Origin of the sequence: Massilia sp. UMI-21, from assembly GCA_015277795.1 — a bacterium.
Classification (GTDB): Bacteria; Pseudomonadota; Gammaproteobacteria; order Burkholderiales; family Burkholderiaceae_D; genus Telluria.
Genome location: CP063848.1, coordinates 2,148,465 through 2,161,393, shown reverse-complemented (window position 1 = coordinate 2,161,393; position 12,929 = coordinate 2,148,465). Strand labels below are relative to the sequence as shown.

The following is a 12,929-nucleotide window of genomic DNA, read 5'->3' as shown; positions in this document are numbered from 1 at the left end:
CCTACGATTCATGCTCGCGTGCATCATCGTCTATAATCTTGTGTTGCACGCCGCTGAATTTCCGGCCTTGATTACTGTGCGGCCCGTCCCCAGTTTCCGTCTGTTCATCTTGACGTTCCAACTTTCTTGAAGCCTTCCATGACTACTTCCAAACACGCCAAAGTCCTGATTCTCGGTTCCGGTCCTGCCGGCTACAGCGCAGCGGTGTACGCCGCGCGCGCCAACCTGAAGCCGATGCTGGTAACCGGCGTCGAACAGGGCGGCCAGCTGATGACCACGACCGACGTCGAGAACTGGCCGGGCGACCCGCTGGGCGTGCAAGGCCCCGAACTGATGCAGCGCCTGCTGCAGCATGCGGAGCGCTTCAATACCGAGATCGTGTTCGACCACATCCACACGACCCACCTGAACGAGAAGCCGATTCGCCTGGTCGGCGACTCGCATGAATACACCTGCGACGCACTGATCATCGCCACCGGCGCCTCGGCCCAGTACCTCGGCCTGCCGTCGGAGCAGGCCTTCATGGGCAAGGGCGTGTCGGCCTGCGCCACCTGCGACGGTTTCTTCTACCGCAACCAGGAAGTGGCGGTCATCGGCGGCGGCAATACCGCGGTCGAGGAAGCCCTGTACCTGGCCGGTATCGCCTCCAAGGTCACCGTGATCCACCGCCGCGACAAGTTCCGCGCCGAACCGATCCTGGTCGACCGCCTGATGCACAAGGTCCAGGAAGGCAAGATTGTATTGGAACTGAACCACACCCTGGACGAAGTCCTGGGCGACGACAGCGGCGTGACCGGCCTGCGCATCAAGTCGGCCGATTCCGGCGAAACCCGCGACCTGAGCGTGCATGGCCTGTTCGTGGCGATCGGCCACAAGCCGAACACCGGCATCTTCGAAGGCCAGCTCGAGATGCAGAACGGCTACATCCGGACCCGTTCGGGCCTGGACGGCATGGCCACGGCCACCAACGTGCCGGGCGTGTTCGCGGCCGGCGACGTGCAGGACCACGTGTACCGCCAGGCGATCACCAGCTCGGGCACCGGCTGCATGGCGGCACTCGACGCGCAGCGCTACCTGGAAGCGCTGGAAGACGATCCGAAATAAACGAATTGGGCGCCTGGCGCAAGCCCACGGGGATCGACCAGGCGCGGAGGCAGGCATGAAGGACTTTTCCGAACTCAAGGGCCTGCGCGACCGGCTCAAGGAAGACGAGCGCCTGCGCGCCATCGAACAGGCCGAGCGCGAAAAGCGCGAGCGGCTCGCCCGCGAACGCGCCGTGGAATTCCGCGGCGCGATGGAAGGCGTGCACAAGCTGCCGGAATCGGACCGCTACGTCTACCGCCCGGTGTACGTGGCATCCGACCGGGCCTTCAGGGACCGCACTCCCCTTACCGGGGACGAGGAAACCGCCGCCGTCCTGCGGGAATCCCTGTCCGACCTGTTCGACGTCGACGGCCTGCTCGACGAAGACCCCTCGCTGAGCTACGCCCAGCCGGGCGTCGGACCGGACGTGGTGCGCAAGATGCGCAAGCGCCACTGGCCGGTCCAGGACGAGCTCGACCTGCACGGCATGAATCGCGACCAGGCGCGCGACGCCGTCACCAATTTCCTCTACCTTGCCAACCGGCGCAGCGTGCGCTGCGTGCGCATCGTCCATGGCATCGGCTACGGCTCGCCCAAGGGCCAACCGGTGCTGCGCGGGATCGTGCACAGCTGGCTGGTGCAGAAGAACGAAGTCATCGCCTTTTGCGTCGCCGGCAAAAAAGATGGCGGCCACGGCGCCCTGATCGTGCTGCTGCGTCCCGCACTGCTTGAGTGAACACGCGCACGGAATACAACATGGGCACACTTGTAAAGTGTGTGCAAATAAGTATTGGCTGTAAAATGCGCTCGACCGGTATTTGCCGGAATTGACGAGAAGGGATTGGTGGCGAATTGAAGGGTACTTCCGTGATTCCCATGGAGCACGGCCGCCAGGTCGACCTGCTCAACTGCGCCGACGAGCCGATCCACATTCCCGGCTCGATCCAGCCCAACGGCGCCCTGCTGTTCTTTAGCGCCGCCGGCTTGCTCGAAGGCTGGAGCGCGAATGCCGGCGCCCTGCTCGACATCGCGCTCGAGGCCGGCGCCCCGTATGCCGCGCTGGCGCTGCCACCCGCGGCGCTCGAACTCCTGCTCGACTACATCGGTCCCGGCGACGCCGAGTCGATGCCCTCGATGGTGGCGGTCAGCGTCAACGGCAAGGACTACGACTGCGTCGTGCACGCCGCCTTCGGACGCCTCGTCGCCGAATTCGAGCGGCGCGAGGTCGGCGCCGACGAAGTAGCCGGCTTCGCGGTCAAGGCGCACGCCTCGATCGACCGCCTGCGTCGCCAGAAGACCATCGAAGGACTGCTGTCGATCGCGGTGGAGCAGATCCGCGCCTTCACCGGCTTCGACCGCGTCATGGCCTACCGATTCCGCCCCGACGACAGCGGCGACGTCGTGGCCGAGGCCAGGCGCGACGACATCGTGCCCTATCTCGGCCAGCGCTATCCGGCTTCGGATATCCCGGCCCAGGCGCGCCGCCTGTACATCCTGAACACCCTGCGCTCGATCGTCGACGTCAACGATACGACGGTGCCGCTGCTGGGCGCGCCGGGTGCGCTGCCGCTCGACATGAGCCATGCGGTGCTGCGCAGTGTCTCGCCGGTGCATATCGAATACCTGAAGAACATGGGCGTCGCCGCCTCGATGAGCGTGTCAATCGTCATCAACGGCCGTCTGTGGGGACTGATCGCCTGCCATCACATGGCGCCCAAGCTGGTGCCCTATTCGATCCGCATGGCGGCCGACGTGCTGGCGCAGGTGATGGGCTCGACCATCCTCAGCATCGAGTCGCGCCTGGAAAGCCAGCTGGTCGAGCGCTCCGCCTCGATCCGCACCAAGCTGGTCGAAGACCTGCTGATCGAGGACGACCCGCTCGAGACCTTCGGCCGCTTCGGCGATGCGACGTTGGCGGCGGCCGAGGCCCAGGCCCAGATCACCAGCTACTACGGCAAGACCCGGGTACATGGCGATCTTCCCCAGGACCTCGCCGAAGCAATCGTCGCCTCCCTCCCCGACAACACGCACGACCTGGTCGTGCGCGAGAAACAGGACGACTGGCCTGAAGCCATCCGCGACCGCCTCGGCAAGTGGGTCGGCCTGCTGGCCCAGCCCTTCGATCCGGCGGCGGGCGGCTGGAACGTGCTGCTGCGCGTTGAGCAGATCGAGCAGGTCGCCTGGGCCGGCCGGCCGGAAAAAAACACCGTCGTCGGACCGCTGGGCGAACGCCTGACGCCGCGCGGCTCGTTCGACGCCTGGTTCGAGACGGTGCGCGGCCATGCGCATCCGTGGGAAGCGACGATCCTGGCCAACGCGCGCCTGACCCTGGCCGAGCTGGTGCGGGTGATGACCGCGCGCCGCGCCCAGACCGAGGCCACCCGCGCCCAACTGCTGGCGATGCTGGGCCACGACCTGCGCGACCCGCTCCACTCGATCAACATGGCCGGCATGGTGCTGGAAAAAGGCAGTTCCCAGCCGACCCTGGGCAAGCGCATCCAGTCCTCCACCAGCCGCATGCAGCGCATGATCAGCCAGGTGCTGGACATGAGCCGCATCGACGGCGGCATCGGCCTGGGCGTGGCGCTCGAACCGGTCGACCTCAAGGCGCTGATGGAAGACATGATCGACGAGGCGCGCCTGGCCTACCCGGCCATCCCGTTCCAGATCGCCTGCGACGAAGCGGCAGTGGTGAATGCCGATAGCGGTCGCCTCGGTCAGGTGCTTTCCAACCTGCTGAGCAATGCGCGTCATCATGGCGACGCGGGCAAGCCGGTGCGGGTGTGTCTGCGGGCCCAGGGCGATGAAGCCGTGATCGAGGTCAGCAACGCCGGTGCGCCGATTCCGCCGGAGCTGGCGGCGACCCTGTTCAACCCGTTCAAGCGCGCCTCGCTGCACAACCCGCGCAACCGCACCGGCATGGGGCTGGGACTGTACATCGCCCAGCAGATCGTGCGCGAGCACCAGGGCGAGATCAGTTACCGCCATGACGGGAACGAGGTCATCTTCTCGGTGCGGCTGCCCTTGATGAACATGTAGGGCGCACGGCGGTGCCGTGCGCGCGGTCGGCACAGCCGACCACCCTAATTGCCGGGCGGCATGGTAGTCTAGCGACCGTCTCCGCTCTTCATTCGCGCATGTCCCTCATCAAGCTCATCGAAATCGTGGCGATCCTGGTCGGCGCCTTTTCCGGATTCATCGAAGCCAGGCGCAAGCGCATGGACCTGGTGGGGGTGTTCACGGTGGCCTTCATCACCGCCTTCGGCGGCGGCACCCTGCGCGACATCCTGCTCGACAAACGGCCGCTGTTCTGGGTGACGCACCAGGAATACGCGATCCTGATCTTCGTGCTGGCCCTGCTGGCGTCGCCCCTGATCCGCACCCTGCGCCACATCGTCTCCGAACGCCTGATCGTGATCGCCGACGCGGTCGGCCTGGGACTGTTCTCGGTCGCCGGCGTGGCGGCCGCACTGTCCGCCGACATGCCGCTCTTCATCGCCTCGATGATGGGCGTGATCACCGGGATCTTCGGCGGCGTGTTGCGCGACATCGTCTGCAACGAGGTGCCGATGGTGTTCCGCGACGGCAAACCCTACGCGATCTGCGCCTTCCTGGGGAACTGGCAGTTCCTGCTGATGCGCCACTATGGCGTGGAGGCCGACTTCGCGCTGTGGTCGAGCGCGCTGCTCATCAGCGGACTGCGCCTGATCACCTGGAAGTTCGACTTGCGGATGGGACGTTAGCGCGGCACGAGCCGCGCAAGCGCGCGGCGCAGCTCTTCCTGCGTGTACGGCTTGGCCAGCACGCTGATCGACAGGCCCTGCAGGCGTTCCGGCGCCACCACATAGCCGCTGACAAGCAGGATCGGAAGGGCCGGATACTGCGCACGGATGCGCCGCGCCAGGCCGATGCCGTCGATCGCTCCCGGCATCACGACATCCGAGAACACCAGGTCGACGCCGTCGAGCGGCTGCGCCAGCGCTTCCCGGGCGTCGCGCGCCAGCGTCACCTCGCAGCCGAGGTTGCCGAGCATGGCCAGGGTCGCGTCGGCCACTTCCGGGTCGTCCTCGACGCACAGCACGCGCAGGCCGGCGGCCAGCACCGTCGCATGCGCGGCCGTCCCGTCCCGCTCCTCGCTCACCATGCCGGTGCTGCGCGGCAGCAGGATCGACACCGTCGTGCCTTGCGCCGAGCTGTCGATCCAGGCGGTCCCGCCGGACTGCTTCGCGAAGCCATACACCTGGCTCAGGCCAAGGCCGGTGCCGGCGCCGACCGGCTTGGTGGTGAAGAACGGATCGAATGCCTGGGCCGCCACCTCGGGCGCCATCCCCGGGCCGGTATCGCTCACGGTCAGCCGGACGAAGTCGCCGCGCAGTTCCGAGTCGGGCACGCCCGGCGCCGGCAGCGAGAGGTTGGTAGCGCCGATGGCAAGCCGCCCCCCACCCGGCATCGCATCCTTGGCGTTGACCGCCAGGTTCAACATCGCCACTTCGAGCTGGGTGGCGTCGGCATCGGCCAGCCACAGTCCGGGGGCGACCTCGAGGTCCAGGCGGATCTGCTCGCGCACCGATTGCTGCAGCAGGTCCCGCATCTCGTCGAGCAGCCGGGCCAGGTCGAGCGCCGCGCCCGCGAGCGCCTGGCGGCGGCCGAAGGCGAGCAGCTGGTGCGTGAGCTTGGCGCCGCGCGAGGCGGCGCGCTGGATGGCATGCAGCGAGCGCTGGAAACGCTCGCTGTCCGGTTCGACCAGCGGCAGCAGCGTGGTCGCGCCCTGGATCACCTGCAGCAGGTTGTTGAAATCATGCGCCACGCCGCCGGTGAGTCGTCCGATCGCCTCCAGCTTGCGCGCCTCGTTGAGCGCGCTTTCGATGCGCTTGCGGGTCTCCACCTCCGCGACCAGTTCGGACGTGCGCTCCAGTACGCGCTGCTCGAGCAGCGCGGCCGAGGCCGACAGGCTCGCCATCTGCTCGCGTACCGTGAACTGCCAGGCGCGCGCGCGGCAGGCCGCATCGAAGGCGGCGCGCAGCACGTTGGCCGGGCTCGGCCGGGCCAGGACGGTGATGTTGGCGAACTGGCGCAGGAAGGCCCATTGCTGGTCCGAGCCGCCGCTGTTGGCCTGGGCGCTGAAGACGATGACCGGCAGGTCCGACCAGGCAGGCTGCTCCTGCAGCGCGGCGGCCAGGGGAGCGGCGTGCGCTTCCAGCGCGTCGTCGGTGAGCAGCAGCAGCGTCAGCGCCGGGTCGGCCGCCGCGGCGGCGAGCTGCTCGGCGCAGCCGCAATGCCGGGACTGCGCGCCCCATTGCCGCAGCAGGTCGGCCAGGACCGCGCCGTCCTGCCCGGACGGCGCGCAAATCGCGGCGATCACGTCCCAGCCGGGCTTGCGCGGATCAGTCATGCGCGCTCGCGGAGACCGCGTCGGGCGCGAGCCTCGGCACGCCGGTCAACACGCCCTGGAAATCCTCGAGCGGCGCGCCGACCGACATGCCCGTGCTGGTCAGGGAAAACTCGCGGATGCAGGTCTCGTGGCGTCCGGGCCGTTTCTTCACCACCGAGATCGCCTTGCGTACCCTGCCTTCGGCCTCGAAGTAGCGCAGCAGGATCACGGCATCGCTGATGAAGCCGACGTCGAGGGTGTCGCGCACGTCCTGCAGCAGGCCGGTCTGGCCGACGATCAGGAACGAGAGCACGCCCTGGTTCGACAGGTAGCTCAGCAGCTCGTGCATCTGCAGCATCAGCGCCGCTTCCTCGTGCATGGTCTCGAGATAGGAATTGAGGCTGTCGATGACCACCACCGTGGCCTGGTGGTCTTCGACCTGGCGCCGCACTTTCCAGATGAATTCGCCCGGGGTGATGCGAGAGGGATTGATCCGCTCCCAGAACACGGTGCCGTTGTCGATCGCTTCGGAGGCGCGCATCGACAGGCCGTTGGCGCGCTCGAGCAGCGTGTCCTTGGTTTCGTCGAACGCGAAGTAGGCGACGTGCTCGCCGCGCGCGGCGGCCACGTTGGCATACTGCAGCGCCAGCGAAGACTTGCCGACCCCGGTCGGCCCCAGGATCATGACCGAGGTGCCACGCACCAGCCCGCCGCACAGCATGGCGTCGAGCTCGGGCACGTCGCTGGTCACCGCGCCGCGCGCGGACTGGAGCCGGTGCTCCTCGGCGATCAGGCTCGGGAATACGTAGATTTCGCGTGCGGTGATGGCGAAGTCGTGCCAGCCGCTCTGGAACTCGGCGCCGCGCATCTTGACCACGCGCAGACGCCGCCGGGCGGCGCCGAACTCGCGCTCGCGCTGGTCGAGCGTGATGACGCCATGCACGGTGCCCTGCAGGTCGAACTGGCGCGGTTCGTCGGTCAGGTCGTCCATCAGGAGCGTGGTGCAGGCCTGCTGCTGCAGGAAGCGCTTGAGGGCGACGATCTGGCGCCGGTAACGCATCGGGTCGTTGGCGACCATGCGCAGCTCCGACATCGAATCGATCACCACCCGGGTCGGAGCGACCGTGCGGATCGCCTCGCAGATCGCCTCGATGGTCTGGCTCAGTTCCGCTTCGGACGGAAACAGCACGCTCTGCTGGCGTTCGAGCTGGGCCTCGGCCGGGACCACTTCGCGCAGCGCAATTCCGTCCAGCGACCAGCCGTGGCTGCGGCCGGTGGCCTCGAGCTCCTCGACGGTCTCCGACAGGGAGATGTACAGGCAGGGTTCGCCTTTTTCCGCGCCATCGATCAGAAAGCGCAGGCCGATGGTGGTCTTGCCGGTGCCGGGCCGGCCTTCGATCAGGTGGATGCGATGTCTTGTCAGCCCGCCCCGCAATACCATGTCCAGCTCGGGGATGCCGGTGTGAATTTTTTCCAGGTCGCTCATGTTTTCTCTCTGACGCGGTTGTTATTTGAGGAGCGATATACCGATAAAAATACCATTAAGATAATTTTTATGCATCATAGCTCATCGTTACCGCAGTCCGATTGCCGGACTTGCCCCTGCTAAAGCCAGACCAGGCCTACAAGGCGCCAGGACGGAGCAGCGGCTCCGTGCGACCTGGATTGCATCAGACAGCGTCCGCGCCCGTCTCGCCGGTACGGATGCGGATCACCTGCTCCACGTTCTGGACAAAAATCTTGCCGTCGCCGATCTTGCCGGTGCGCGCTGCCTTGATGATGGCGTCGACCACCGGCTCGGCCATGCTGTCGTCCACCACCACTTCGATCTTCACCTTGGGCAGGAAGTCGACCACGTACTCGGCGCCGCGGTACAGCTCGGTGTGACCCTTCTGGCGGCCGAAGCCCTTCACTTCGGTCACGGTCAGGCCGGTGACGTTGACGTCGGCCAGCGCCTCGCGCACTTCATCCAGCTTGAACGGTTTGATCACGCAGGTAATCTGTTTCATGTCCTTGTCTCTCCAAAAAACGTGATTAGTCGGGAATATTCTTGAGGTCGTCCATCCACACGGTGGCTTCGGAATCCGACGGTGCGCGCCAGTCGCCGCGCGGCGACAGCGAGCCGCCGTTGCCGACCTTCGGCCCGTTCGGCACGCAGGTGCGCTTGAACTGGCTGGTCTTGAAGAAGCGCCACAGGAAGATGCCCAGGTTCTTCTTGATCGCCGCCAGTTCGTACTGGTTGCGGACCGGGGCCGCACTCGGCCACCTGCCCTGCTCGCGATCGTGCCAGGCGCTCCAGGAAAGGAAGGCCACCTTGCTCGGCTTGAAGCCGTAGCGGAGCAGGTAGTACAGGTTGAAGTCCTGCAGCTCGTAGGGGCCGATGCTGTCTTCGGTTTTCTGGGCCGGCTTGCCATCCTGGTCACCGCCCGGCACCAGCTCGGGGCTGATCTCGGTATTCAGGATATTGAGCAGCACTTCCGCACAGGTCGTGTCCACCGCGTCGACCACCGCGCCGGTCTCGGCCACCCAGCGCACCAGGTAGGAGATCAGGGTCTTCGGCACGCTGGCGTTGACGTTGTAGTGCGACATGTGGTCGCCCACGCCGTAGGTGCACCAGCCCAGCGCCAGCTCGGACAGGTCGCCGGTGCCGATCACGATGGCGTTGTGGAAGTTCGCCAGGCGGAACAGATGGCTGGTGCGCTCGCCCGCCTGCACGTTTTCGAAGGTGATGTCGTATTCCGCCTTGCCCTCCACGTAGGGGTGGCCGATGTCCTTGAGCATCTGGATGCAGCTCGGGCGGATGTCGATCAGCCCGGCGCTGCAGCCCACCACGCGCATCAGCGCATTGGCCTGCTGCAGCGTGCGCTCGCTGGTGGCGAAGCCCGGCATGGTGTAGGCGAGGATGTTGGTGCGCGGCAGCTTGAGCCGGTCCATGGCCCGGGCGCAGACCAGCAGCGCATGGGTCGAATCGAGGCCGCCCGAGACCCCGATCACCACCTTCTTGATGTTGGCGCTCGACAGGCGCTGGACCAGGGCCTGCACCTGGATGTTGTAGACCTCCAGGCAGCGCTCGTCGCGCCGTGCGGCGTCGGCCGGCACATAGGGGAAGCGTTCCACGATCCGGGCCAGCGGCAGGTCGCGCGCCACAGGCAGTTCGAGCGCGAACCTGACCCGCCGGAAGCTGGCCACCTCTTGCGCATGGCGGCGCACCGACTGCGCGAAGGTGGTCGCGTGCATGCGCTCGTTCGACAGGCGGTCGAGGTCGACATCGGCATAAATCACGTGCGAGTCGTCGCTGAAGCGCTCCGACTCGGCCAGCAGCTCGCCCTTCTCGTAGATGAGCGACTGGCCATCCCAGGCCATGTCGTTGCTCGACTCGCCGCGCCCGGCCGAGGTGTACAGATAGGCCGCCAGGCAGCGCGCCGACTGCTGGGCCACCAGTTGGTGGCGGTAGCCGCTCTTGCCCACCACCACGTTCGAGGCCGACAGGTTGACCAGCACCGTGGCGCCCGCCATGGCGGCGAACGAGGACGGCGGGACCGGCACCCAGACGTCTTCGCAGATCTCGACGTGGAAGCGGAACAGCGGCAGGTTCTCGATCTCGAACAGCAGGTTCGCACCAAAAGGCACGAGCGCGCCGAACAGGTCGATCTGGTCGACGGCCGCGCAATCGGCCGCACTGAACTGCCGGGATTCATAAAACTCGCCATAATTAGGCAGGAAACTCTTGGGCACCACGCCCAGCACGCGGCCCTTGGCCACGACCACGGCGCAATTGAAGAGCTGGTGGTCGACCTTGAGCGGCATGCCCACGACCAGCGCGACCGGCAGCGTCGCGGACGCCGCGATGATCTTCGCCAGGCCGTCGAGGCAGGCGTCGAGCAGCGCGCGCTGGTGGAACAGGTCGTCGCAGGTATAGGCCGACAGGCCCAGCTCGGGGAAGGCCACCAGCACGGCGCCCTGGTCCGCGGCCTGGCGCGCAAGCGTCAAGGTCTGCTCGACGTTGAAGGCCGGGTCGGCGATGCGGCAGCGCGGGCTGGCTACTGCGACACGGGCGAAGTGGTGCGTATAGAGGTTGAAGAATCGCTGGTTCATTGGTGAGTCTTTCGCGTGCTGGCAAGCGCAAGGTCGCCATTATTCATTTGCTACGGAAGTCATTTTGAATTATCGCACGCATATCGTTTCTTCTCTGCCTGAAGTCGGCCAGGAGCGCTGGGATGCGCTGGTGGCGGCACAGGACGAACCCAACCCCTTCCTGTCGTATGCTTTCCTGCACGCGCTGCACGCATCCGGCAGCGCGGCGCCCGACACCGGCTGGCAGCCCCAGTACATCGTGCTCTACGACGGCGAGGAGCTGGCCGCCGCCCTGCCGCTGTACGTCAAGGGCCACTCCTACGGCGAGTACGTGTTCGACTGGGCCTGGGCCGACGCCTACCAACGGCACGGGCTCGACTATTATCCCAAGCTGCTGTGCGCGATTCCGTTCACGCCGGTGGCCGGGCCGCGCCTGCTGGCGGTCGACGATGCCGCGCGCGCGGCCCTGGTCGAGGTGCTGGTGGCCACCCAGGGCGCGGCAGATGTTTCGTCGACCCATGTGCTGTTCCCGCCCGAGGCGCAGGCGCGCCATCTGGCCGACGCCGGTTTCATGCTGCGCAGCGGGGTGCAGTTCCACTGGCTGAACGGGGGATACGACACGTTCGAAGACTTCCTGGCCACGCTCGAGCAGAAGAAGCGCAAGAACATCCGCGCCGAGCGGCGCAAGGTGCGCGAAGCGGGCGTCACCCTGCGCCGTGTGCGGGGGCGCGACGCGTGCGAGGCCGACTGGGTGCTGTTCAACCGCTGCTACCGCCACACCTACCAGGCGCATTACTCGACGCCCTACCTGAACCTGGACTTCTTCCGGCGCATCGGCGAGACGATGCCCGATAACATCCTGCTGGTCATCGCCTCGCGCGCCGGCCGCGACATCGCGGCCTCGCTGGTGATCCACGACCAGACCACCCTGTTCGGGCGCTACTGGGGCGAACTCGAACACGTGCCCTGCCTGCACTTCGAGGCCGCCTACTACCAGCCGCTCGAGTTCTGCATCGAACAGAAGATCCAGGTCTTCGAGGGCGGCGCCCAGGGCGAGCACAAGATGGCGCGCGGCTTCCTGCCGACCCGTACCTGGTCGGCGCACTGGCTGGCGCACCCGTCGTTCGCCGATGCCATCGAGCGCTTCCTGGAGCGCGAGAAAGGCGGGATCGACGACTACCTGGACGAGCTGAACGAGCGCAATCCGTTCCGGGATGCGGGCCGCGGGCCGCGCTGAGGGCCGCGCACCTCCCCCCGGACGGCAAGCGCCCCGTCGGGCACGGCGCGAGGCGAAGCAGCCGGCATGCGCCAGCCTCAGGCTACCGGCAATCGCGTCGCCGGGCCCGTGCTCTCTTCCACGAACAGGTCCGGATGCCCTTCCGCGCATTCGCGCAGCAGGTTCCACACCACCTTCACCCGGCGCAGGCGATACAGGTCGGTCGGCGCGGCCAGCCAGAACGAACGCTCGGCCTGGAAGCCCGCCAGCACCCGCACCAGGCGACCGTCGTCCGGCACCGCATACGGCGGCGCCATCATCAGCCCCATGCCGAGCGAGGCGGCCTCGAGCTGGGCGGTCATGCCCGAGCAGCAGATGCGGCGCCGCGGCGTGAAACCGAGCTCGTTCAGGTAGGACAGCTCGCGGCTGGCCAGCCGGTCCTGCACGTAGTCGACGAAATCGTGGCGCGCCAGGTCGGCCTGGGTCAGGATCGGCGGATGCCTGGCCAGGTAGGTGGGCGATGCGTACAGGTAGAAGTGGAACGAGGCCAGGCGCGTGACCATGTAGCGGCCGGTGGTGGGCGGATCGAGCATGACCCCGAGATCCGCTTCGCGGTTGGCCAGGTTGGCGAAGCGCGGCAGGTTGAGCAGGTCGATCGACAGGTCCGGGTGCTGCTCCAGCAGTTTGGCCAGCAAGGGCGCCACCACCCGCACGCCGAACACTTCCGGCACGCCGAGGCGCACCACGCCGTGCGCGGCCACCTCGGCCCCGCCGATCTGCTCGGCCGCGGCCAGCGCCGCTCCCTCCATGGCCTCGGCGTGCGGCAGCAGCGCCTGGCCGACCTCGGTCAGTTCATAGCCTTCGCGCGAACGGTCGAACAGGGTCGAACCGAGCTGCGCCTCGAGCCGATCGATGCGGCGCGCCACGGTGGTGTGCTCCACTTCCAGCCGGCGCGACGCGCCCGACAGCGTACCGGCGCGCGCCAGCTCCAGGAAGAAACGCAGGTCGGTCCACTCAGGCAGCGTATTCATCGGCGATCGTCCAAGGCGTTGTTCGATATCAAGATGACATATTGTGCACTAGTGCACATTCCCCCTGCAATCATTTGGAGCTTTTTCGATGCGGCAGCGCACAAACGGTGCGTCGCCGCGCCCGTGCCCCGTCGCTGCCCCCTCGCTGCCGCAT

Annotated in this window: 10 protein-coding genes; 5 read left to right on the top strand and 5 right to left on the bottom strand. The window is 66.9% G+C overall.

Going from position 1 to position 12,929, the window contains the following annotated elements:
* Window positions 1-138 precede the first annotated feature (138 nt).
* From trxB to IM543_09605, 4 genes are all read left to right on the top strand, one after another.
* Window positions 139-1,104, top strand: a complete 966-nt coding sequence (gene trxB / locus IM543_09620) for a thioredoxin-disulfide reductase (GenBank protein QOY96059.1) — start codon at window positions 139-141, stop codon at window positions 1,102-1,104.
* A 55-nt stretch (window positions 1,105-1,159) separates the two neighbouring features.
* A complete protein-coding gene (locus tag IM543_09615) occupies window positions 1,160-1,819 on the top strand; it encodes a Smr/MutS family protein (GenBank protein ID QOY96058.1) in 660 nt (219 codons plus the stop codon).
* A 140-nt stretch (window positions 1,820-1,959) separates the two neighbouring features.
* A complete protein-coding gene (locus IM543_09610) occupies window positions 1,960-4,122 on the top strand; it encodes a GAF domain-containing protein (protein QOY96602.1) in 2,163 nt (720 codons plus the stop codon).
* 98 nt (window positions 4,123-4,220) lie between these two features.
* Window positions 4,221-4,826, top strand: a complete 606-nt coding sequence (locus IM543_09605) for a trimeric intracellular cation channel family protein (GenBank protein QOY96057.1) — start codon at window positions 4,221-4,223, stop codon at window positions 4,824-4,826.
* Here the strand turns inward: IM543_09605 and IM543_09600 are convergent.
* The 4 genes from IM543_09600 to IM543_09585 form a co-directional block, all read right to left on the bottom strand.
* Window positions 4,823-6,475 (bottom strand): response regulator, encoded by a 1,653-nt coding sequence (locus IM543_09600; protein ID QOY96056.1) that lies wholly within the window; start codon window positions 6,473-6,475, stop codon window positions 4,823-4,825. The genes IM543_09605 and IM543_09600 overlap by 4 nt on opposite strands.
* Window positions 6,468-7,940 carry an AAA family ATPase gene (locus IM543_09595; GenBank protein ID QOY96055.1) on the bottom strand — a complete coding sequence of 491 codons (1,473 nt, stop codon included), beginning with the start codon at window positions 7,938-7,940 and terminating at the stop codon, window positions 6,468-6,470. The genes IM543_09600 and IM543_09595 overlap by 8 nt, the downstream gene beginning before the upstream one ends.
* 184 nt (window positions 7,941-8,124) lie before the next feature.
* Window positions 8,125-8,463: a P-II family nitrogen regulator gene (locus IM543_09590; protein QOY96054.1), complete on the bottom strand. Its 339-nt coding sequence runs from the start codon at window positions 8,461-8,463 to the stop codon at window positions 8,125-8,127.
* 25 nt (window positions 8,464-8,488) lie between these two features.
* Window positions 8,489-10,549 carry an NAD(+) synthase gene (locus tag IM543_09585; protein ID QOY96053.1) on the bottom strand — a complete coding sequence of 687 codons (2,061 nt, stop codon included), beginning with the start codon at window positions 10,547-10,549 and terminating at the stop codon, window positions 8,489-8,491.
* 64 nt (window positions 10,550-10,613) lie between these two features.
* Here IM543_09585 and IM543_09580 point away from each other — a divergent pair, with 64 nt between their 5' ends.
* A complete protein-coding gene (locus tag IM543_09580; protein QOY96052.1) occupies window positions 10,614-11,765 on the top strand; it encodes an N-acetyltransferase in 1,152 nt (383 codons plus the stop codon).
* A 77-nt stretch (window positions 11,766-11,842) separates the two neighbouring features.
* Here IM543_09580 and IM543_09575 read toward each other — a convergent pair whose 3' ends face one another.
* Entirely contained in the window at window positions 11,843-12,775 is a 933-nt protein-coding gene (locus IM543_09575; GenBank protein QOY96051.1) for a LysR family transcriptional regulator, read from the bottom strand.
* Between the last annotated feature and the right edge of the window lie 154 nt (window positions 12,776-12,929).